We start from the raw sequence: 22,254 nt of genomic DNA, 5'->3' as shown, positions 1-22,254 counted from the left end.
AAATACACTTTATTTCTTTAACAGAATTTTAACCAACTTCAATTAAACCTTGCCATATTTTTGTTGTCTAATTTAAAAATATAGGCATGCGCAAACTTGCATTCATTTTACTCTTATTTAGTTTACATTCTACAGTTTCGTTTTCTCAAGGTTCACAAGAGAAGCAAATGGAGGAATTTAAAGCTAAAATAGAGAAAGACAAAAATGAGTTTATTGATGAATTAGTCGATAACTTAAATGTTGATGCATTTCAAGAACAGATTATTACACAAAATCTGAATTCATATTTTGAAAAACAGCAAGAGATTTATGCTCTAAAATTAGTCTCTTATGCTCAAAAAGAACGTTTTGATCTTTTAAAGGCCACTCATTTTGATGAACTAAAAAGTCTTTGTTCTGAAGAAGTTATTGACCACATAAAAGTTGCATTAGAAGACCCTATTAAATATCAGAAAAAAAACAAAAAGAAAAGAAGAAACAAAAAGAAAAACTAAGCCCTATTTATGAAACATTTTTTAAGCATTCTTGCTTTATTCCTTATTTGCAATACTACTTTTGCTCAATCTTCACAAGAAATCACTGTCTCAGGGACAGTAATGGATAGTGATGTTAACGCGCCTTTAGAATACGCTACCATCGCTTTTTTTAGCAAAGCTGAAAACAGAATTGTTACCGGTGGAATTACAGATTTAAACGGTAAATTCGCTATTGAAGTTCCAGCCGGAACTTACGATATCTCTGTTGAATATATTTCTTATAAAAAGAAAAATTATTACAATAAAGCACTTACAAAAGATATTAATTTAGGAACTGTAAGTTTATCGCTTGATATTGAAACACTAGATGCTGTTGAAGTTGTTGCTGAACGTACAACTGTTGAAATTAAATTAGATAAAAAAATATATAACGTAGGTAAAGATCTTACCGTACGTGGTGGTACCGTGAGTGATGTGCTTGACAACGTACCTTCTGTATCTGTTGACGTGGAAGGAAATGTAGCACTTAGAGGACAAGATGATGTTAAAATTCTTATTAACGGAAAACCTTCTGGACTAGTAGGGTTAAATTCTACCGATGCACTACGTCAGTTACCTGCTGAATCTATTGAGCGTGTTGAAGTTATCACTTCTCCTTCTGCTAGATATGATGCTGAAGGAACTGCTGGTATTTTAAATATTATTTTAAAAAGAAGTAAACTTCAAGGTTTAAATGGAGCAATTACGACAAATGTTGGGTATCCTAACTCTGCAGGACTTTCAGGAAACATTAACTATAGAACTGGAGATTTTAACTTCTTCAACACTACAGGTTACAGTTATAGAGAAGTACCAGGAAATTCTTTTACAAAAACTGAGTATTTTGATGATGATGCTGAAAATACATTCTTAAATGAAGATAGAGATTTTGATAGAGAACGTAAAGGCTTAAACACGAGTACAGGTATTGAATGGTATATTAATGATACTTCTTCATTAACTTCTACTTTTTTATATTCAAATAGTGATAATGCATCTGATGCTACAAATATCATTAAAGAATTAGACGCCAATAACGCCTTAATTAGTAGAACTGATCGTATAGAATCTGAAGATGAAGACGATACCAATTACCAATATGCTTTAAATTTTGATAAGCAATTTAACGGTAATAGTGAACATCGTTTTACATTCGATTTTCAATATGAAAACAGTAAAGAAACTGAAAACTCAATCATTACACAAAATGCTATTGATGCAGAAATTGTAACGACTATAGAGAACCAAGATAAGATTTTATTACAAACAGATTATGTTATGCCAATTGGCGAAAAAAGTCAGTTTGAAGCAGGATACCGTGGGAATTTTAATAATTTAGATACCGATTACACACTTGCTTTTAATGAAGATGGTGATTATGTTGTAGATACAGATGTGAGTAATAATCTTATTTACAAAGAACAAGTAAATGCTTTATACACACAATTTGGAACAAAAATAAAAGATAAGTTTTCATTTTTATTAGGTTTAAGAATGGAATCTACTCGTATTACAATTGACCAAAAAACAAGTAATGACTTCCAAAAGAAAGATTATGTTGGTTTATTTCCTACAGTTAATTTAGGGTATGAAATTTCAGAAAAACAAAGTTTAACTTTAGGATATAATAAAAGGATTAGACGTCCGCGTTCTCGTTTCATCAACCCATTTCCTTCTAGAAGTAGTGCGACTAACTTATTTCAAGGAAATCCTGATATAGACCCAACCTACTCTCATGCTGTTGATTTAGGGTACTTAAATAAGTTTGGAAAGTTAACATTAAACTCTTCAATCTATTTTCAACATGCTACAGATGTCTTTACATTTATATCTGAAGACACAGGAGAAACAGCTTTAGTTGGAGATACTGATGTGCCAATCATTAAACGTACACCTATTAACTTAGCAACTAACGACCGTTTTGGATTTGAATTTACTGCAACATACAGACCTTCAAAAAAATGGAACATGAATGCTAACTTTAACTTATTTCACTCTAAAACTGAAGGTATTTATGAAGGTACAGATTTTGGAGCAGATAACTTAAGTTGGTTTTTTAGATTGAATAACAAATATACTTTACCAGGAAAAGTTGATTGGCAAACAAGATTATTTTACAGCGGACCTAGTGAAGATGCTCAAACCGAAAGAAAAGGAATGTTCTCAACTGATTTAGCTTTTAGTAAAGATTTATTTGATAGCAAAGCTTCAATAGCCTTAAATGTTAGTGATGTATTTAACTCTAGAAAACGTAATAGTATATCTACTACAGATACTTTTGTTAGTGATAGCGAATTTCAATGGAGAGAACGTACATTTAATTTATCGTTTACTTACAGGTTTAACCAACAAAAAAACAGAGAAAGCAAAGGAAACCGCGCAGGTGGTGGTGGCGATGATTTTGATTTTGAAAGTTAATCTTTACATACAAAATTCAATAAAAAAAGGAAACCATAGTGGTTTCCTTTTTTTATACCCTAAAACAAAATAGTTAAGTGATATCTATTATTCTGCTCTTTAGAGTTTGTTTTTAATAAATTTTGATTTTAATCTCACTCTCTCCTATTAAATAAAGCGCTTTAAGGACTTAATCATTATTCTTATTGTCTTATGATGCTTTATTGAAAACAAGACATAAAACAGTCGTTATTTTAATTCTCGTTTAAAAGAATAACCTAACTATTATACAATTTTCTGAAATTGATATTTATAGTGAGTATGGATTTATTACGAATAAAAATAAAAGAAATCATTCCTGTCATGAAAATGATTTTAATTAGAGAAGATAGTCTGAAAAAAAAGCACAAAAAAAAGGAAACCACTATGGTTTCCTTTTTATATACTATAGCCTAAAGGTAATAACTACGCGTTACGCTTTGCTTTTTTTTCTTCTTTAATTTCTTTAAGACGTTCTATTAACGCTCCACCAATCCAATAAGGAACCACGAAGGTTATTAAAAATATCATTAACCAAAACCCAATTGTTAATATGGTTAAAAATGCTAAAAATCCTAAATACTGATCAAAATCAAACATGTGTGTCTCTTTTTATTAACTTACGACAAAGATATAATAAACTGTTTTGTTTTACAATAGCAAATTAAAATTTATTCGCAGAGTTTTTAAATAACGATTTTAAACGTTAAACAACAGTAAATCAATATGTAAAATAAATTATCACGCCTATAAAACTTCTTATAATGTATAAATCATAAAAAAATGTGCATATAGGGTATAAAAAAAGAGTGTATAAAATACACTCTTCCCTTATGTTGTTATGGTTGCAAACTGTTATTTAATCGTACTATACATGTATTTATTTAGTATGAAATTCAACTAACCCTTCAATAGGACGTCTTACAAAATTACCAACTTTAAAATCTAATTCTTCAGCAACTTCTTTAATTTCATCTTGTGCAAAAAAGGCTATTGAACCTGCAAAATGTACTGGAGCATTTTTTAATTCTGGAGCAAATTGCATAATCATATTTTTAGCAAAAGTTCTCACTCCTTTTTTAATAAGTTCTTTTATATAATCTGAATCTTTATTCAAAAACATAAATTCAGCAAAAGCTGCTAAATACGCATTTGGGTTAGGTTGCTTATATAGGTTATATTTAATATAATCTGCTTCTAAGTTATACTTTTCGGCAAATGATATTCTTGTTGCCTCTGGCATGTGACCGTAATAATAATCTTTAATCAATTCTTTACCATAATAATTACCACTAGCATCATCCATTAAAGTATAACCTAAGGATTTAACACGTTGCTCTAAGTTTTTTCCGTCAAAATAGCTACAATTAGATCCTGTTCCCATAATACAAACTACAGCAGCTTCATCTGGCGTATTAATAGTCGCTCTTACCGCTGCCAATGTATCTTCTTGAACTTCAATATGTGCATTTGTAAATATATCTTGAAGCACTTCGGCTAACATAGCTTTTGGTTTATCTGTACCGCAACCTGCTCCGTAAAAAAAGATGTGTGTTACAATGCGTTTATTATCAACAAGCGCATCACTTTTTCTAATAATTTTTCGTAATTTTTTCTCTTTAAGAATTGCAGGATTTAATCCTTTAGTACGAATTTTTTCTAATAATTGGTTTCCGCTTTTATCAACTGCTATCCAATCGCATTTTGTGGAACCACTATCAACTATTAATATCATAGGCTTAAAATAAAAAACTCCGTAAAATAAAAACTTTACGGAGTGATGTTTGGTAAATTATAGTGTGTTTACTTTTTGAGCTAAGTCAACAAGTTTGTTTGAATATCCAAATTCGTTATCGTACCAAGTAACTAATTTAAAGAATTTTGAATTTAATTCGATTGCTGAATCAGCATCAAAAACACTAGTTTGTACTTCTCCAACAAAATCTTGAGATACAACAGCATCTTCAGTATATCCTAAAACACCTTTCATAGCGCCTTCTGAAGCAGCTTTTACGGCAGCTTTAATTTCAGCTAAAGATGTATCTTTTTTAGTTTTCACTGTTAAATCTACAACAGAAACATCAACAGTAGGAACTCTAAAAGCCATACCTGTAATTTTCCCATCTAATTCAGGAATTACTTTTCCTACAGCTTTCGCTGCTCCAGTAGATGTTGGTATAATATTATTGATTGCTGAACGTCCTAATCTGTAATTTTTACGAGAAGGTGCATCTACTGTAAACTGTGTAGAAGTTGCAGCGTGAATTGTTGTCATTAAAGCTTCTTCAATACCAAAGCTATCTTCAATAACTTTAGCTAAAGGTGCTAAACAGTTAGTTGTACAAGATGCATTAGATACAATTGTATGACTTGCTGTTAATTTATCGTCATTTACTCCCATTACAAACATTGGAGCATCTTTACTAGGTGCAGAAATTACTACTTTTTTAGCACCACCATCAATATGGTATTGTGCAGTCTCTAAAGTTGTAAAAATACCAGTACATTCAGCAACAACATCAGCGCCAGCTTCATCCCATTTTAATACTTTAGGATCTCTTTCTGCAGTCACTCTAATTGTTTTTCCGTCCACAACTAAGTTTCCGTCTTTTACCTCAATTGTACCGTTGAATCTTCCGTGTACAGAATCATATCTTAAAAGGTAAGCTAAGTGCTCAACTTCTAATAAATCGTTAATTGCTACAACATCTACATCTGGTCTGTTTACTGTTGCTCTAAATACTATTCTTCCTATTCTACCGAAACCGTTGATTCCTAATTTTAACTTTGACATATTTTTATCTTCTATTTTAATGTTTATGTAGTCATGATATCTGACACACGTAATAATTCTAAATTAATTTTTGATTGTCCTTTTATGGCTTGATCTAATGGTGTTAATCCCATTTTATCGTTTAACAACCCTACCATATATGTAGATTTACCTTCCAGTAAACTTTCTACTGCTTTCACTCCCATTCTACTTGCTAAAACACGATCAAAACAAGATGGTGATCCACCGCGTTGCATGTGTCCTAACACAGAAACTCTCACTTCGTATTCAGTCATGTTTTCTTCAACATAGTCTTTCAGTTCAAAAACATTTTTACCAATCTTGTCACCTTCGGCAACCACTACAATACTAGATGATTTTCCTGATTGTTTACTACGTCTTAAAGATTCTAAAAGACGATCTAAACCTAAATCTTCTTCTGGGATTAATATTTCCTCAGCTCCTGCTCCAACTCCTACATTTAATGCGATATGGCCAACATCTCGTCCCATAACTTCAACAAAAAACAAACGGTTATGAGAACTAGCTGTATCTCTAATTTTATCAATCACTTCAACAACTGTATTTAATGCGGTATCGTATCCTAAAGTATGCGATGTACCATAAATATCATTATCAATGGTTCCAGGAATACCTATTACAGGGAAATTAAATTCTTGATTAAATGTAAGTGCTCCGGTAAAAGTACCGTCTCCACCAATAACTACCAATGCATCTACATTAGCGGCCTTAAGTTTATCATAAGCTTTTTGGCGACCTTCTACTGTTCTAAATTCTTTTGATCTCGCAGATTTTAAAACTGTACCACCTTTATTGATAATACCTTTTACACTACGTGCATCCATTTCTTTAAAATCACCTTCAATCATACCTTCATAACCACGGTAAACTCCTACACATTCAATATGGTGATATGCACATGTTCTTACTACAGATCGAATTGCTGCATTCATCCCAGGAGCATCTCCTCCAGAGGTCATTACAGCAACCTTTTTTATGCTTTTATTCATTAATTTTATTGCTTTATAATAGTAAATTTAGCAAAGATTTATTTATAAAAACAAGGATTTAGCAAATTTTTATGCTCGTTTATGAATTCAATCGTTTTCGTTAAGAAATATTTTTTATTTTGAAGAAAATTAGACAAAAACTGCCTGCGAAATTACTAGTTTTCGTCTTTGATTTTTATGAAATCCGGAAGATTGGAGTTTGCTTTTGATGATTTGTCATTTGCTTTTACAACTTCTTTTTTATCTTTTTTATTTTTTCCTGAAAAGATAATTCGAACAAATTCTTTAAAACTATTAAACTCAACATTATAAGATAATCCTAATCCTTGAGTGTAACCAATTTCATCACCAAAATTTCTAATACTGTTTTCTCTATTGAAAAACTTAGCAGATAATGTACCTTCTTCGTTTAAAAGCAGCTGAATTTCGGCATCTCCTGCAATTACTGTCTGACTTACGCCGCCTATTGGGACTCCTACTTTACCGTTAAATAATATCTTATCGCTAATTTTTGTACTAACGGTAAAACCAACTCTGTCGTCGGTTTGATAATCTGGAGTTTGTTCTCCTGGCTGTAAGTTTACACCTACTTGAACTTTACCATCTTCGTTTTCAAAAAAGCTATTAAACAAGCTATTTACACGATCTGCAACGGTACCATAAGCTTGTTGACCAATACTAACCTCACTTGCAAAAGATCCAAAAGACAAAACATTTAAGGCTTGAAACTCTCTTGCCTCTTTGGTTTCTAATCTGTAATCTAATTCCGATTTAATTGTTGATCCCACATTAGGGAAACTAAATGCAAAATCGGGTTCTGGTTGTTCTAATTGTCCTGCGAGTTTTATTTCAACATTTACAGGAATACTTCTATTAATTGGTGTATCTAATAATACTGATGGGTTTACTTCTGTCGAGTAAATTGCTTTTAGGTCAATTTGCGCACGCATAGGATCACCTTCCCATCTAATGTTTCCACCGGGCTCAACAATAAGTTCTTTTTCAATTAAACCTCCATACGCAAAATTATAGACACCTTTTGAAACCACGAAATCTCCCCACATATTAAACTTACCTGTGGTGTTAATTTCGAAAAGTAAATTCCCGTTTCCGGAACCTTTAATTGTGCTTCCAGAATCTCTATCAATTACAATTTCAATATCAGCCTCTGGGGTTACAAATAAATCGAAATTAAGCTCTAAACCTTTTACATTAAAATCTGAAAGTTCCTCGCCTTTTGAGCGTGCTTCTTTTTCTTCAGGACTTATAAAATGTATATATGAATTGTCTCCGTAGCTTTCTAAATCATTTAATGGCACTTTAAAAACGGTTCCTTTTTCTGTGCTTCCATCAAAAGTAATTTCAAGCTCGTCTGTTGGGCCTTTAATTCCTGCAACACCATTTACAAAAGCTGTTCCATAATATAAAGCTTCTTCGGAGTCTTGGGTATTTAAAACAAGTAATCTATTAGTAACAATATCTAAACCAAGTGCCCATTCTGAAAAATTTTGATGTGCAATAAATCCGTTTAACGTGGCTCTAGAAAAGTATTCGGAATCGGTTAAAATCACATCATTAAAAATAAACTTTTGATCTTTTAATTGGACTTCAGAATCAAAATCAAAACTATAATCTACATTAAGGTATGGTATAGTTAAACCGGCATTATCTAATATTAAATCACCGTTAATACTTGGTTTTTTGAGGCTTCCGCTAACTTTTGCTTTACCAGAAACTAGACCTCGTATATTGGTTATTACGCCTTGCCCTAAAGGGTTAAGTGGGTTTAATAAAAACTCGTCAAAGTTAATATCTAAATCTACATTTGAGTTATTATCACTAATATCAATTGAACCTTGAGCGTCTAAAGATTTTACATGATCGTTTTCTAACTGAATATCTACATCATAATTAGTAAGCGATTGGTTACCTTTTATTTTAGCTTGAAGCAATCCTAACTCAAAATCATTAGTTTTAAAGTTGCTAATTTGAACATCTGCTGTAGGTAAATACATTCCTTTTTCTTGCAGAATGTTTACTTTCCCGTTAACTGATCCTTCAAAATTTAAACTATCTATACGTGGTGTAATTTTCAATAAATCAACATCTGTAAAATCTAAGTCTATTTTTTTATAGGTAGAATCTTTTATTACTCCAGAAAGTGAAATCACTTCATTATAATGATTCATTACAACTTGATTGATATCAAAGTTTTTAAAATCTCTATCAAAAGCAATTTTATTTAGCTTGTTTTTTTCGTCATTAATTGTCCAGGTGTTTCCTTTAAATGTAATATCTGATTTACGAAAACCAACAACCGATTTTTCATCGGCATCAATGGTGTAAAACATACTTAAATCAAAATTATCTGTATTGTTTTTTCCTCCTTTAAATTCTGACTTAATAAAAAGTGTATCACGTTGTGTTACGTTAATTAAGCTAAATTTAGAGACATTATATAGTTTGGTATTTAAAGAATCTACTTCAATATAAGTGTTATAAACAGGGTTGCTATTATCAATATTTAATTGAATATCATTAGCAAAATAATCGAATAATTTAATTTGAGGTGACTTAAAATCTAGTTTAAAACCTTTTTCATCAGTTTCCAAACGCCCTTTAATAAAGGTGTTTTTACCAACTTCTAGGTCGTGATAAAAGGCTTCTACTATTTTATTATAAATTCGGAAATTAAAATCTATATACTGATCGCCTTCTATTTTATTAGGCGTGTAATTAGTATAAATACTCCCTATTGAATTTTCTACAAGTTTTCCAATATCTTTAAATTTAAAATCTCCACTAATGGTTCCTTCAATAATATCTGGTGAATTAACATTTATAATTCGTTTATTTTCTTCAAAAACTGAGGTGATATCAAAATCTGCAAAATAATACTCATCATTCTCATTAATATAAGTCGTGTTATTAAAATTTAAGGTTCCAAACGCATCATCAATACCGGAACCTTTAATAGATACATCTAGCTTTCCTTTAAAGATAGAAATACTGTCTTTTTTAACGAAATTTAATAATTTAAGATTCGCATATTCTACATCTGCTGTAAAATCAAAACTCTTTACATCTAAAGATAAATCTGCTAAACCGTTAAATTTAAATTTAAAATTTTCATCGTTAGAATTTAGAACTCCGTTAAAAACATTATTACCTAAACGGCCTATAACTTCAATATCTTGATAGTTATAATTATTATAATCAATAGCAAAAATATTTCCGTTTACTTTAGTACTAAGATTTTTTAGGGTAAATCCTTTTCCATCAACATCTAGATCTAGTGATGTATTTTTTATATTAGGATCGTCAACTAACTCACCTAAATTAAAGTCCTTAAAAACCACTTTCCCTTTATAACTCGCATTATCAATATCATTTACATGCGCCATTTTCAGGTTAGATTTTACAAGACCTAAATCTGTAACCATATCTACATTTGCATCAATTGTACTTGAGGTAATGTAAGATGTTCCGCTAACTTTAAAACTTCCTAGTTTTGAAAACATTGATGGTATTGACGCACCTAAAAGATTAGGCAACATGGCTTTTAAATCGTAATAATTAGAGGTTAGGTTCGTGAATTTCCCATCCATTGAAAAATCATCTGTAGCGGTACTAAAAAGATTCTTAAAAATTAAATCTCCATATATTTTAGTATTTGAGCTGGTAGACAACTTTACATTATTAGCTGTTAAGTTGTTTAATGTCCCGTTTAATTCGACATCAAAAATAGTGTTTTGATTTTCGCCAAATTCGTTATAAAACGTATTAAGTTCATTTAAAAGCAATTCTGAATTCTCAAATTTAGCCGTTAATTCTACTTTATCTACAAAGTCTTTTAAATCTTCGCGATTGTAATCAAACTTTAATTCCCCTTTTATATTAGAATTTGCGGTCTTAATACTTAAATCGTTAAACATCATTCTCTCGGTAGTATACGAGAAATCGGTAATCATATTTTCAACCTTCAATCCTCTATGATCAATAAAATTTAAGGTATTTATACGTGTACTTACATTACTTCCGTCAATTAAAAAGTTGGTCGCATTTATATTAAGGTTGTTAAAATCTAAAAGTTTTGGTGTTTCTTTATTCTCGTCAATATATCTAAATGTTCCATTATAAATTGACACATCACTAGATGACATAAGAAATTCACTTTCATCAGTCGAAGGGTTTTCAGAATCAAAACGCGCAACAAAAACATCTAAATTTGTACCCTCATCGCCTTTGTAGTTTTTAATATTGAAAGTAAGACCATACACATCAATATCACCAAAAATTAAACGTCCATTAGCTAGATTTCTAAAATTTAAAATAGAGGTGTTTAATTCAACAGCATTAATTAAAGTGTCTTTCTTATAATCTTCAATATATATTTCTTTCAGCTCAACATCTCCATTAAATTGAAGTCCGATTTTACTGATATTAATATTCGTACCGTAAGATTCATTAAGATAATTTGTAGCGTATTTACCCAAATAAGTTTGAACAGCTGGTATAGATAAGACTAACACCAATATGATGAACAATAGCAAAAGTATTGCTATAATTTTGGATACTATTTTTAAAAATTTTTTGATACGTTTTAAAGTTATAACTTTGAAGTCAAAATTAACAATTATTGTGCCTAAATTATATTAATGTCCTCACAAAATATATATATTCTTGCAATTGAGTCGTCTTGCGATGACACAGCTGCCTCTATCATGCTTAACGGCAAGATTTTAAGTAACATTGTTGCCAGTCAAAGTATTCACGAAGCTTACGGTGGTGTTGTTCCAGAACTAGCTTCTCGCGCACATCAACAAAATATTGTACCTGTAGTACACGAAGCTTTAAAGACTGCTAATGTAGATAAATCGCAACTTAGCGCGATTGCATTCACTAGAGGTCCCGGATTAATGGGGTCACTTTTGGTAGGAACTTCATTTGCAAAATCATTGGCTTACGGGTTACAAATTCCTCTAATTGATGTTAACCATATGCAAGCGCATATTTTAGCGCATTTTATTGAAGAAGATGGTTTTACAAAACCTGAATTTCCGTTTTTAGCAATGACTATTTCTGGTGGACACACACAAATTGTAAAAGTAGCGAGTCATTTTGATATGAAAGTAATTGGTGAAACCATTGATGATGCCGTTGGTGAAGCTTACGATAAAAGCGGTAAAATATTAGGACTAGGTTATCCTGCAGGTCCTGAAATTGACCGTAGAGCACAATTAGGAAACCCTAAAGCGTATAAGTTTACAAAACCGAGAGTTGATGGCTTAAATTTTAGTTTTTCGGGATTAAAAACAGCAATTCTATATTTTGTGCAACGTGAAGTTAAAGCAAACCCAAATTTTATTACTGAAAACTTAAATGACATTTGTGCCTCTATTCAATATACAATTATCGGTATTTTAATGGACAAGCTAAAACTAGCAACGAAACAAACAGGTATCAATCAAATAGCAATTGGTGGTGGTGTTTCGGCAAATTCAGGAATTAGACAAGCTTTAAAAGATGGCGAACAAAAATTTGGCTGGACTACTTATGTTCCTAAATTTGAATTCACTACAGATAATGCTGCTATGATTGCTATCGTAGGACATTTAAAATATTTACAAGGTGATTATGCAGCCACAAATGTGATTGCTTCTGCCCGATTAAAGATTTAAGTTGAAAATTTTATAATAAACTTAACCTGCTAAAATGGCTTCAATTTAAACAATACGTTTAAATTTGATTTCAAACCCATATATTATGATAAAATACATCCTTTTATTAACTATCACACTTTCAAGTTTTAATTTGAATGCGCAACAAGATATTGAAAAAGAACTAGACGCTATTGAAGATGAAAGTAGTGCTGAAAATTTTATTGAGGAACATAAAAAAACATCTAAAGGAAAATTAATAACTTTTAATACAGAAAAACACAAAACACGTTTTGCTAACGATCTTTTTAAACTGAGTAAAGGTGGTAAAAAAGTATATAAAACAGATGTAGATAAAACCTACTATAAAGTTATTGATAAAGTTGAAACACCTTATTTTAGATTAAGTTATATTGTTATTAAAAGACAAGACAGAACAGATGATGAAATAATAAAAATACAGAACAATATTATAGATAAATATAATCAAGGATATCGTTTTGAAGACTTGGCTAAGCATTTTTCTGAAGATATCACAGCAAAAAAAGGTGGAGATATTGGCTGGGTTACTACTGGAGATTTACATCCTAATTTTGAAATTGAGATTAGAGATAACGACTATCAAGTAAACGATATTTTTACTGTAAATGTTAGCGATCAAGATTTGTATTATGTCGCTATAAAAACATCAGATATCAAACTTATTAAAGAAATTAAAGTATTAAAAGTAACCGAACCTCTTAAATAATGCAGCTATTTTATAATCAAGATATCACTGAAGACACTTCTGAAATTTCTTTTTCAAAAGAAGAAAGCCGTCATATTGTAAAGGTATTACGAAAATCTTTTGGAGACATTTTACATATAACCAACGGAAATGGTTGGTTATTTACTGCCGAAATTATAGTATCGGATATTAAAAATTGCACAGCTACAATTATATCTAAAGTATTTGAAGAACAACACAATTACAAATTACACTTAGCTGTTGCTCCAACTAAAATGAACGATCGCTACGAATGGTTTTTAGAAAAAGCTACCGAAATAGGTATTAATACCATCACACCTATTATTTGCGATCATAGCGAACGAAAAGTTATAAAAACCGAACGTTTTGAGAAGATTTTACAATCTGCAATGAAACAATCGCTCAGCAATTATATGCCTAAACTTAATACTGCTATTCCTTTTAAAGAATTTGTAAATCAACAATTTAATGGACAAAAATTTATTGCACATTGCGAACCTTTAGATAAAAAATCATTAAAAAAAGAACTACAATCACAACAAGAAATAACCATTTTAATTGGTCCAGAAGGTGATTTTAGCGTCAAAGAAATAGAGTTAGCGCTTAAAAATAATTTTACACCCGTAACGTTAGGTAACACTAGATTGCGTACAGAAACAGCAGCAATTGTTGCTTGCCATTCAGTCGCTTTTACAAACGAATAATTATGAAAATTATACTATCCTTTTTATTCTCTCTCTGTTTTACAATGACATTCTCACAAGATTTAGCCGTAGTAAAATACAAAGGTGGTGGTGATTGGTATGGTAATCCAACAGCATTACCAAACCTTATTAAGTTTTGCAATTCACATATTAATACCCGTATGAAAGCGCAACCAGAAACCGTTGAAGTTGGTAGCATTGATATTTTTCAATATCCACTACTCCACATGACGGGACATGGGAATGTGTTTTTCACTACTCAAGACGCCCAAAATCTTAGAAATTATTTAATTTCTGGAGGTTTTTTACATATTGATGATAATTACGGGATGCAACCCTATATCACTAAAGAATTAAAAAAAGTATTTCCAGATAGCGATTTAATCGAACTTCCAAAAACGCATCCTATTTTTAATTCAGCATATAAATTCCCTGAAGGATTACCTAAAATCCATGAGCATGACGGTAAAAGGCCACAAGCGTTTGGTATATATTACAAAACACGCTTAGTATTACTTTTTACTTACGAGAGTGATTTAGGAGATGGATGGGAAGATCCAGAAGTTCACAATGACCCAGAAGACGTTAGAGAAAAAGCGCTACAAATGGGAGCTAATATTGTAAAATATGCTTTTGAAAATTAAGTTGTACTTTTAAAATATGAAATCATCTCTAACTTATAAAATTACAGCACTTATATTGGTGTGTTTTTTCTCATTTCAATCTATGAGTAAAATCAACACACACACTTACACTACTGGTGTAGATAATATTCACATACATTACGGAGGTTGCTTGTTTAGTCAAATTAGCATGCATGCTTCATACCACTGTACAAACTAATTTCACTTGGAACAACTTAATCATTATAACACCAATTTCACCACTAAACAATTCCCAATTACTATTGTTTGTGACAATATTACAAACGCCCCCAATGTGGGAAGTTTATTCAGAACTGCCGATGCTTTTGGTGTAGAGTTACTTCAATTTTGTGGTTCTCAAATCCCTTTAGGTCGAAAAATGACCAAAACATCTAGAGCGACAGAAAAAATAGTAAAACATCAATTTAATGAGGGTGTTTTAGAGACTATAACCGATTTAAAATCTAAAGGCTATCAAATTATTGCTTTAGAAATCACTTCGGAAAGCATCGCAATTAACGAGTATCAATTTTCAACAACACAACCAATTGCACTAATTGTAGGTGATGAGAATTTTGGTGTTTCAGAAGAAATTTTAAATAATTCAGATGCCGTTATTCATATTAATATGTTTGGTCAAAATAGCAGTATGAATGTGGTACAAGCTACAACTATTGCTTTATACGAAATGACTAAACAATTACTGTAATTCATTTTATATATTTACACTTATGAATTCAAAAATTATTGCAAACGGTATTTTACGCTCTATAGCTATTCTTGTAGGAATTGCTTTACTACTTTTGTTTTTATATAAAATAGAATCTGTAATTGTTTATATTGCTATTGCAGCTGTTATTTCATTAATAGGCCGTCCTATCGTAAGGTTTTTAAGACAGAAATTAAAATTTAACGCTACAGTTGCTGCAATTTCAACAATGTTACTTTTTTTAGGACTTATAACAGGTCTTGTTGGTTTATTTATACCGCTTTTGGCGGAACAAGGACATAATTTAGCACTTTTAGATATTGATTTACTACAACAAAATATTCAAGATTTATACCATCAGATCACGATATATTTTGATATTAACGCTATGGATATTGAAGATTCACTCAAAGAATCTAACTTATTAAATAAAATTGATTATTCTTTAATTCCCGATTTTTTAAACAAATTAGTTAGTGGATTAGGGAGTTTTAGTATCGGATTATTTTCTGTGTTATTTATATCGTTTTTCTTTTTAAAAGACAGTAAACTCTTTGAAAATGGTTTAAAAACCTTCATCCCTGATGAGAAAGAATCACGTTGGGAAAAATCTTCAGCAACAATAAAAGACTTATTATCTCGCTATTTTGTAGGCTTAATATTTCAGATTTTAATCTTATTTATCATCTACTCTATCGGGCTATCAATTATAGGTGTTGAAAACGCAATTGTGATTGCTTTTTTATGCGCGCTCTTAAATTTAATCCCTTATGTAGGTCCTGTTATTGGGGCTGTTTTAATGATTATTTTAACTATGACAAGTAGTCTTGGAGAAAGTTTTAGTACTGTTATTTTACCAAAAACACTTTGGGTTACGTTAGTGTTTTTAATTGGTCAGCTAGTTGATAATTTTGGAAGTCAGCCAATTATTTTTTCAAAAAGCGTGAAATCTCATCCTTTAGAAATTTTCTTAATTATCGTTATCGCTGGTATCCTTTTTGGTATTGTTGGTCTTATAATTGCGGTTCCAGCATACACTGTAATAAAAGTGATTTTGAAAGAATTTTTATCAGAAAATAAAGTAGTTAAAAAACTAACTAAAAACTTATAGTAACACTTTGAATAAAGATATACTAAATACTAAAAACCAAGAGTTTATAAATTTAAATAAAAGCTCTAACCCTGTAGATTTACTTTTAAAAAAGCATTCAAATATTACAGTTGACATAAAAGAGTTAACTACACAAATTGAAGCTAAAAAACGTTGTAAATCTAAGCTTTCAACCTGGTATAACACATCAGAAATCTATTACCCAAACCGATTAAATATTGAACAAACGTCTTCTGAAATTACTGCAGAATACAAATCTAATCTAGTTGAAGGAAAAAGTATTATTGATCTTACTGGAGGTTTTGGTGTAGACTGTTTTTACTTTTCAAAGCAATTTAAAGAAGTAACACATTGCGAAATTAACGAGTCGCTTTCTCAAATTGTTTCTCATAATAATAAGCAATTTAAAATCGATAATATTTCAACAATTCATACCGATGGGATTTCTTATTTAGAAGAAAACAACACCAAATATGATTGGATCTATATTGATCCTTCTCGACGTCATGATAGCAAAGGTAAAGTCTTTTTCTTAAAAGATTGCTTACCTAATGTGCCCGAATATATGGACATGCTATTTACGTATTCTAAAAATATTATGATTAAAACTTCGCCCCTACTCGATCTTTCAATTGGGATTAGCGAACTCAAACATGTAAAGACAATTCATGTGGTTTCTGTTAATAATGAGGTAAAAGAATTACTTTGGATTTTGGAAGACGGTTTTACTGCTGAAGTTAAAATTGAAACGGCTAATATTACAAAAACAGATGTGCAGAAATTCTCTTTCAATATGAATGCAGAATCAGATGCCTACGCAAATTATAACACACCGCAAACTTTTTTATACGAACCCAATGTAGCTATTTTAAAATCTGGAGCTTTCAAATTATTATCTGAAGAGTTAAACATTGATAAATTACATCCAAATTCTCATTTATACACGAGCGACACACTAACTGATTTCCCTGGAAGACGTTTTAAAATTAAAAACATCATAGGTTTTAATAAGAAAGAATTCAAAAGCTTAAAAATTAATAAAGCTAATATTGCTTGCAGAAACTTTCCGGTTAGTGTTTCCGAAGTAAAAAAGAAATTAAAAATTAATGACGGTGGTGATAATTACATTTTCTGTACAACAGATATTAACGAGAAGAAACTCTTAATCAATTGCACTAAATCTTAATGAAATAAAAACATACAGTCTTTTTAGCTTTTATATCTTTACAAAAAAAAACAAAATGTTAAAAGCAGTATTATTTGATATGGATGGTGTTATTGTTGATACCGAGCCATTACACCATAAAGCGTATTATAAAATGTTTGCAGACTTTAATATTAAAGTTTCTAACGAATTATACGAGTCTTTAACAGGACAATCTACAAAAAATGTTTGCAAAAAAATTTGTAAACATTTCAACTTAACAGCAACACCTTTAGAGTTAGAACTAAATAAAAGAAGTCATTTTAACGGCATGTTTGATAGCGACCCGAGTCTACAACTTTTAGACGGTGTTTTAAGCTTAATAAAAAATTATTATGATAATGGCTTAACACTTATTTTGGCGTCATCTGCATCAATGGGAACGATAAATAAAGTATTTACACGTTTTGAATTAGATCAATATTTTAAAGCTAAATTAAGTGGGGCAGATTTAAAAGCATCAAAACCACATCCTGAAATTTTTATTAAAGCCGCAGAAGCCGCTTTACAGCCTTCAGATTTTTGTATGGTGATAGAAGATTCAACAAATGGAATACAAGCTGCTTTTGATGCTAAAATTTACTGTGTGGGCTATGATAGTAAGAATTCAAAAAATCAAGATTACACAAAAGCAAATATGGTAATTTCAGACTTTAGCGACATCATGTATCATAAAATAAAAAATACCGTTAACGTTTAGTTTTCGGTATTTGCTTTTAACGCTTTAGCTTTTTCAATAATAGCTCTAAGGCGCTCTTTACGTAAAGCTTCTTCAGATTTTAGCTTATTTTTCTTTTTATCCATAAGCTTACTGTGTTTTGCTTTATTTTTAGTGTTTTTTTCACGTCCTGTTTTTCCCATGAGTGCATTTTATTTATAGCAGAATTAAAAATTCTGATTAAATTTATAACATTAATATTATAAAACAAAAAAGCCTCACATTTCTGTGAAGCTTTAAGTGAGCCCGACAGGATTCGAACCTGTGACCGCCTCCTTAGAAGGGAGGTGCTCTATCCAGCTGAGCTACGAGCCCGTAGTTTTTATGTTTCTACGAAAACAGTGTCGGGGTGGCAGGATTCGAACCTGCGGCCTCCACGTCCCAAACGTGGCGCGATAACCGGGCTACGCTACACCCCGAGTGATTATCTAATAATCCAATAATTGCGGAGAGACAGGGATTCGAACCCTGGGTTAGTGTTTCCACCAACGACGATTTAGCAAACCGCTCCTTTCGGCCACTCAGGCACCTCTCCGTTACAATAATTATGAAGCTAACGTATGCTTCGAATTGCGGTTGCAAAGGTAAGCTTCTTTTGCTTATATCAAAATGTTTTTGCAACTTTTTTTTAAAAAAAATATTATTCTGGGTATTCTATCCTGAGATGGAAGATGTTAGCTAATTTCTTTTTTAATACTTTTTTTATAGATTCAATCTCCTTGAAGGTAATATTGGCATTTAAAAACTGACCACCTTCCATTTGTTTATCAATAATAACTTCAACAAATTTATCTATTTTTATAGATGATGGATCTTTTAAACTTTTTGACGCCGCCTCTACACTGTCGCACATCATTAAAATTGCGGTTTCTTTACTAAAAGGTTTTGGCCCTACGTATCTAAAATCGTTTTCATCAAGATCTGCATTTACTGTTTTTTCTTTTTGATAGAAATAATACACCAAGCTTGTACCATGATGCGTTCTTATAAAATCTATCACACGATCTGGAAGATTATTCTTTTTAGCAATTTCAATTCCATTAAGCACATGATCTACAATTATTTTTGCACTTTCCCTTGGCGACATTTCATCATGAGGGTTAATTCCTGTGGCTTGATTTTCCGTAAAGAATGTAGGGTTTTTCATTTTACCTATATCATGATACAATGCTCCTACCCTAACTAGCATTGCATTAGCTCCAATCTCATTGGCGGCTGCTTCAGCTAAATTAGCAACGTTTAATGAATGGTGAAATGTTCCTGGGGCTTTGTTAGATAATTCTTTTAAAAGCTTTGTGTTTGTGTCGGAAAGTTCTAACAGCGAAACATCTGAAACCAGTCCAAATAGTTTTTCATAGATATAAATAAGTGGTTGTACAAAAAGTGTCGCTAATCCGCAAAGAATAAATAAACCAAAGGTAGTAAAGTTTAAATCTACCATACTCCCTTCATGAATTACAAAAAAGGCAAAATAGGCGATAATATAAATAAGAGTGATTTGCCCTACGGAAATAAAAATATTTGCGCGTTTGTATAATTCCGATACGGTAAGAATTGTTACAATTCCAGCTATAATTTGCAAAAATGTATATTCATAACTATTGGGCACTATAAAACCTAAAAGCAATACGGTTAACACATGAGTAAACAAACCTAAACGCGCATCAAAAAAGGCTTTTAAAACTAACGGCAATATACATAGCGGAATCACATAAACGTATTTTGAATTATAATTTACAACCAACGTAGTAAGCAATACCATTAGTAAAATATTGAAAAATATAAATGTAACTTTAGTATTATCTAAAAAGACTTCTTCTCTATATTTTCGTAAAAACAACAATAACATTAATAAGGTTAGTGCAACTAATAAAGTATACGCAAAAATAACCCAAGTGTAGTTAGAATCACTCCAAACTTGCGATTCATATTCAGACTCTAATGATTTTAAAATATCATATTTATTTCCTTCAACAAGTTCTCCTTTTGCGATGATTAGCGTTCCTTTTTCAATACTTCCTCTTGTAGATGAAATACCGCTCAATGCTTCTTGAAGTGCATTATCTGTAATAGATAAATTTAAAGATAAATTGGGTGAAATAATATCGAAAAATAAAGATACAAAGGCACTGTTATAATTAGAATAACCTTCAGATTTCAATCTAGATTCTAATTGAGAGCGAAACGCATCAGTTTTAGTTAGTTTAGAAAAAGTAGTGCTCAGTTTTTGTATTTGATTTTCTAACAACACCACTTTGGTTTCTGGAGCATAAGTATACTCATCATTTAATAAACCAAAATCATAGATATCTGATAAAACAGACTTTCCTATTTGATATAATTTAGGGTTTTTACTTGAAATACTATCCGGGAATGTGTTTTTAAATTTAGCATTATAAGCATCAAACACGTTAGATTTTACTTTTTCATCAAAATCAAAATAAGCAATACTACTTAATATGATTGCTTTTCGTTCTTTAGCAATTTCATCATTCGATTTTTTTAAAGCAAAATTAAAAGGTGCATATAAATTTTCAGATTGCCATGGTTTAGATTTATCAAAATTATATTTAAACTTTCCTCCTTTTGGAAAGAGATACACAATAACAACAGTTGTACATAAAAACAAAAGTATTTTATACAAAAGTGCATGATTACGGTACCATTTATTTATTAATTTCTTCATAAAACTTATTTATTGACTATCCAAAAGTAATAAAATTTAAAGGCATAAGGGTGGTTATAAAATTGTTTTCATTCTAAATTCTGTGAAAAAATCATTAATTTTACAGCAAATAAATTCAAACGCATTAGAAATGAATAAAGACGTAGTAATTGTATCTGCAGCAAGAACACCAATAGGTAGTTTTTTAGGAAGTTTATCAACAATTCCTGCTCCAAAATTAGGAGCAATAGCTATAAAAGGTGCTCTTGATAAAATTAATTTAAAACCAGAAATGGTTGATGAAGTATTAATGGGAAATGTTGTACAAGCAGGAAACGGACAAGCTCCTGCAAGGCAAGCAGCTATTTTTGCTGGTATACCAAATACAGTACCATGTACTACTATAAATAAAGTTTGTGCTTCAGGGATGAAAACCGTTATGCAAGCTGCACAATCTATTGCTTTAGGTGACGCCGATATTATTGTTGCCGGAGGAATGGAAAATATGAGTTTAATTCCTCATTATATGCATGCCCGTTCTGCTACCAAATTTGGACCTGCAACTTTAGTAGATGGAATGCAAAAAGACGGATTAGTAGATGCTTATAGTCAAGATGCTATGGGAGTTTCTGCTGATGCTTGTGCTTCTAAATATGAGTTTTCTAGAGAAGATCAAGATGCTTACGCTATACAATCTTATAAAAGATCGGCTGCGGCTTGGGAAGCAGGGAAATTTGATAATGAAGTTGTTCCTGTTGAAGTGCCTCAACGACGTGGCGACGCTATTGTTATAAATAAAGATGAAGAGTTTGGTAATGTAAAAATGGATAAAATCCCTGCATTACGTGCTGCTTTTACTAAAGACGGAACTGTAACTGCTGCAAATGCATCAACAATTAATGATGGTGCTGGAGCAATGGTATTAATGAGTAGAGAAAAAGCTGAAGAGTTAGGATTAAAAGTTTTAGCTACTATTAAAGGGTACGCAGATGCTGCACAGGCTCCTGAATGGTTTACTACTTCTCCTTCAAAAGCAATTCCTAAAGCACTAAAAAAAGCTGGATTAAAACTTGATGATGTTGAGTTTTTTGAATTTAATGAAGCGTTTTCTGTTGTTGGATTAGCTAATATGAAAATTTTAGGATTAAATGATGCTAATGTAAATGTTAATGGAGGAGCTGTTTCTTTAGGTCACCCATTAGGATGTTCAGGAGTAAGAATTATTATTACATTATTAAATGTATTAGAACAAAACAACGCTAAAATTGGTGCTGCAGCTATTTGTAATGGTGGTGGTGGTGCTTCTGCAATTGTTATTGAACGCAACTAACTCTTT

19 protein-coding genes and 3 tRNA genes are annotated in these 22,254 nt (G+C 31.1%); 12 read left to right on the top strand and 10 right to left on the bottom strand.

The features are described 5' to 3' along the window. Nucleotides 1-86: 86 nt before the first annotated feature. Both ACU4C5_RS12390 and ACU4C5_RS12385 read left to right on the top strand, forming a co-directional pair. Nucleotides 87-494 carry a hypothetical protein gene (locus ACU4C5_RS12390; RefSeq protein ID WP_446844523.1) on the top strand — a complete coding sequence of 136 codons (408 nt, stop codon included), beginning with the start codon at nucleotides 87-89 and terminating at the stop codon, nucleotides 492-494. 9 nt (nucleotides 495-503) lie between these two features. Next, nucleotides 504-2,933 (top strand): TonB-dependent receptor, encoded by a 2,430-nt coding sequence (locus ACU4C5_RS12385; protein WP_446844522.1) that lies wholly within the window; start codon nucleotides 504-506, stop codon nucleotides 2,931-2,933. Between the two features lie 444 nt (nucleotides 2,934-3,377). On the opposite strand, the gene ACU4C5_RS12380 is transcribed toward ACU4C5_RS12385, so the two are convergent. The 5 genes from ACU4C5_RS12380 to ACU4C5_RS12360 form a co-directional block, all read right to left on the bottom strand. Further along, complete coding sequence (locus ACU4C5_RS12380) at nucleotides 3,378-3,551, bottom strand: hypothetical protein (RefSeq protein ID WP_446844521.1); 174 nt, start codon at nucleotides 3,549-3,551, stop codon at nucleotides 3,378-3,380. A 280-nt stretch (nucleotides 3,552-3,831) separates the two neighbouring features. Then, nucleotides 3,832-4,686 (bottom strand): N-acetylglucosamine kinase, encoded by an 855-nt coding sequence (locus ACU4C5_RS12375; RefSeq protein ID WP_446844520.1) that lies wholly within the window; start codon nucleotides 4,684-4,686, stop codon nucleotides 3,832-3,834. Between the two features lie 57 nt (nucleotides 4,687-4,743). Beyond that, nucleotides 4,744-5,745 carry a type I glyceraldehyde-3-phosphate dehydrogenase gene (gap, locus tag ACU4C5_RS12370; protein ID WP_446844519.1) on the bottom strand — a complete coding sequence of 334 codons (1,002 nt, stop codon included), beginning with the start codon at nucleotides 5,743-5,745 and terminating at the stop codon, nucleotides 4,744-4,746. 23 nt (nucleotides 5,746-5,768) lie between these two features. Continuing rightward, entirely contained in the window at nucleotides 5,769-6,755 is a 987-nt protein-coding gene (gene pfkA / locus ACU4C5_RS12365; protein ID WP_446844518.1) for a 6-phosphofructokinase, read from the bottom strand. Between the two features lie 155 nt (nucleotides 6,756-6,910). Further along, entirely contained in the window at nucleotides 6,911-11,308 is a 4,398-nt protein-coding gene (locus ACU4C5_RS12360) for a translocation/assembly module TamB domain-containing protein (protein WP_446844517.1), read from the bottom strand. A gap of 105 nt (nucleotides 11,309-11,413) precedes the next feature. Between ACU4C5_RS12360 and tsaD the strand changes: the two genes are divergently transcribed. The 9 genes from tsaD to ACU4C5_RS12315 all read left to right on the top strand — a co-directional run bounded on the left by tsaD (nucleotide 11,414) and on the right by ACU4C5_RS12315 (nucleotide 18,235). Beyond that, nucleotides 11,414-12,436, top strand: a complete 1,023-nt coding sequence (tsaD, locus tag ACU4C5_RS12355) for a tRNA (adenosine(37)-N6)-threonylcarbamoyltransferase complex transferase subunit TsaD (RefSeq protein WP_446844516.1) — start codon at nucleotides 11,414-11,416, stop codon at nucleotides 12,434-12,436. An 85-nt stretch (nucleotides 12,437-12,521) separates the two neighbouring features. Then, entirely contained in the window at nucleotides 12,522-13,163 is a 642-nt protein-coding gene (locus ACU4C5_RS12350; RefSeq protein ID WP_446844515.1) for a peptidylprolyl isomerase, read from the top strand. Continuing rightward, complete coding sequence (locus tag ACU4C5_RS12345) at nucleotides 13,163-13,867, top strand: 16S rRNA (uracil(1498)-N(3))-methyltransferase (RefSeq protein WP_446844514.1); 705 nt, start codon at nucleotides 13,163-13,165, stop codon at nucleotides 13,865-13,867. Before ACU4C5_RS12350 ends, ACU4C5_RS12345 begins: the two co-directional genes overlap by 1 nt. A gap of 2 nt (nucleotides 13,868-13,869) precedes the next feature. Then, nucleotides 13,870-14,511, top strand: a complete 642-nt coding sequence (locus tag ACU4C5_RS12340) for a DUF4159 domain-containing protein (protein ID WP_446844513.1) — start codon at nucleotides 13,870-13,872, stop codon at nucleotides 14,509-14,511. Nucleotides 14,512-14,527: 16 nt separating this feature from the next. Beyond that, complete coding sequence (locus tag ACU4C5_RS12335; protein WP_446844512.1) at nucleotides 14,528-14,710, top strand: hypothetical protein; 183 nt, start codon at nucleotides 14,528-14,530, stop codon at nucleotides 14,708-14,710. A 6-nt stretch (nucleotides 14,711-14,716) separates the two neighbouring features. After that, a complete protein-coding gene (locus ACU4C5_RS12330) occupies nucleotides 14,717-15,220 on the top strand; it encodes a TrmH family RNA methyltransferase (RefSeq protein WP_446844511.1) in 504 nt (167 codons plus the stop codon). Nucleotides 15,221-15,242: 22 nt separating this feature from the next. Beyond that, the gene (locus tag ACU4C5_RS12325) at nucleotides 15,243-16,331 is read left to right on the top strand and encodes an AI-2E family transporter (protein ID WP_446844510.1); all 1,089 of its coding nucleotides are present in this window, start codon (nucleotides 15,243-15,245) and stop codon (nucleotides 16,329-16,331) included. 7 nt (nucleotides 16,332-16,338) lie between these two features. Continuing rightward, nucleotides 16,339-17,517, top strand: a complete 1,179-nt coding sequence (locus ACU4C5_RS12320) for a class I SAM-dependent methyltransferase (RefSeq protein WP_446844509.1) — start codon at nucleotides 16,339-16,341, stop codon at nucleotides 17,515-17,517. 55 nt (nucleotides 17,518-17,572) lie between these two features. Next, on the top strand, nucleotides 17,573-18,235 hold the full coding sequence (locus ACU4C5_RS12315) for an HAD family hydrolase (protein WP_446844508.1): 663 nt from the start codon (nucleotides 17,573-17,575) through the stop codon (nucleotides 18,233-18,235). Here the strand turns inward: ACU4C5_RS12315 and ACU4C5_RS12310 are convergent. The 5 genes from ACU4C5_RS12310 to ACU4C5_RS12290 all read right to left on the bottom strand — a co-directional run bounded on the left by ACU4C5_RS12310 (nucleotide 18,232) and on the right by ACU4C5_RS12290 (nucleotide 20,939). Then, nucleotides 18,232-18,396: a hypothetical protein gene (locus ACU4C5_RS12310; protein WP_446844507.1), complete on the bottom strand. Its 165-nt coding sequence runs from the start codon at nucleotides 18,394-18,396 to the stop codon at nucleotides 18,232-18,234. The two genes, ACU4C5_RS12315 and ACU4C5_RS12310, sit on opposite strands and share 4 nt — an antisense overlap. 98 nt (nucleotides 18,397-18,494) lie before the next feature. Then, nucleotides 18,495-18,568: transfer RNA gene (locus ACU4C5_RS12305), tRNA-Arg, on the bottom strand. 29 nt (nucleotides 18,569-18,597) lie between these two features. Next, nucleotides 18,598-18,672 (bottom strand) — tRNA-Pro (locus tag ACU4C5_RS12300). Between the two features lie 27 nt (nucleotides 18,673-18,699). Further along, a tRNA-Ser gene (locus tag ACU4C5_RS12295) sits at nucleotides 18,700-18,788 on the bottom strand. Nucleotides 18,789-18,893: 105 nt separating this feature from the next. Next, nucleotides 18,894-20,939 carry an HD family phosphohydrolase gene (locus ACU4C5_RS12290; RefSeq protein ID WP_446844506.1) on the bottom strand — a complete coding sequence of 682 codons (2,046 nt, stop codon included), beginning with the start codon at nucleotides 20,937-20,939 and terminating at the stop codon, nucleotides 18,894-18,896. Between the two features lie 130 nt (nucleotides 20,940-21,069). On the opposite strand from ACU4C5_RS12290, the gene ACU4C5_RS12285 reads away from it, so the two are divergent. After that, a complete protein-coding gene (locus tag ACU4C5_RS12285; protein WP_446844505.1) occupies nucleotides 21,070-22,248 on the top strand; it encodes an acetyl-CoA C-acyltransferase in 1,179 nt (392 codons plus the stop codon). The last annotated feature ends 6 nt before the right edge of the window (nucleotides 22,249-22,254 follow it).

It is taken from the genome of Lacinutrix undariae (assembly GCF_052934785.1).
Note: the sequence above shows the minus strand (reverse complement) of the source record. Positions and strands in the feature narration are given on the sequence as shown.

Bases quoted from the DNA above. Each gene is read 5' to 3' on its own strand.
- ACU4C5_RS12350 (WP_446844515.1), top strand. From the start codon at position 12,522: ATGATAAAATACATCCTTTTATTAACTATCACACTTTCAAGTTTTAAT.
- ACU4C5_RS12290 (WP_446844506.1), bottom strand. From the start codon at position 20,939: ATGAAGAAATTAATAAATAAATGGTACCGTAATCATGCACTTTTGTAT.
- gap (WP_446844519.1), bottom strand. From the start codon at position 5,745: ATGTCAAAGTTAAAATTAGGAATCAACGGTTTCGGTAGAATAGGAAGA.
- pfkA (WP_446844518.1), bottom strand. From the start codon at position 6,755: ATGAATAAAAGCATAAAAAAGGTTGCTGTAATGACCTCTGGAGGAGAT.
- ACU4C5_RS12310 (WP_446844507.1), bottom strand. From the start codon at position 18,396: ATGGGAAAAACAGGACGTGAAAAAAACACTAAAAATAAAGCAAAACAC.
- tsaD (WP_446844516.1), top strand. From the start codon at position 11,414: ATGTCCTCACAAAATATATATATTCTTGCAATTGAGTCGTCTTGCGAT.
- ACU4C5_RS12335 (WP_446844512.1), top strand. From the start codon at position 14,528: ATGAAATCATCTCTAACTTATAAAATTACAGCACTTATATTGGTGTGT.
- ACU4C5_RS12285 (WP_446844505.1), top strand. From the start codon at position 21,070: ATGAATAAAGACGTAGTAATTGTATCTGCAGCAAGAACACCAATAGGT.
- ACU4C5_RS12380 (WP_446844521.1), bottom strand. From the start codon at position 3,551: ATGTTTGATTTTGATCAGTATTTAGGATTTTTAGCATTTTTAACCATA.
- ACU4C5_RS12340 (WP_446844513.1), top strand. From the start codon at position 13,870: ATGAAAATTATACTATCCTTTTTATTCTCTCTCTGTTTTACAATGACA.
- ACU4C5_RS12315 (WP_446844508.1), top strand. From the start codon at position 17,573: ATGTTAAAAGCAGTATTATTTGATATGGATGGTGTTATTGTTGATACC.
- ACU4C5_RS12385 (WP_446844522.1), top strand. From the start codon at position 504: ATGAAACATTTTTTAAGCATTCTTGCTTTATTCCTTATTTGCAATACT.
- ACU4C5_RS12345 (WP_446844514.1), top strand. From the start codon at position 13,163: ATGCAGCTATTTTATAATCAAGATATCACTGAAGACACTTCTGAAATT.
- ACU4C5_RS12390 (WP_446844523.1), top strand. From the start codon at position 87: ATGCGCAAACTTGCATTCATTTTACTCTTATTTAGTTTACATTCTACA.
- ACU4C5_RS12375 (WP_446844520.1), bottom strand. From the start codon at position 4,686: ATGATATTAATAGTTGATAGTGGTTCCACAAAATGCGATTGGATAGCA.
- ACU4C5_RS12325 (WP_446844510.1), top strand. From the start codon at position 15,243: ATGAATTCAAAAATTATTGCAAACGGTATTTTACGCTCTATAGCTATT.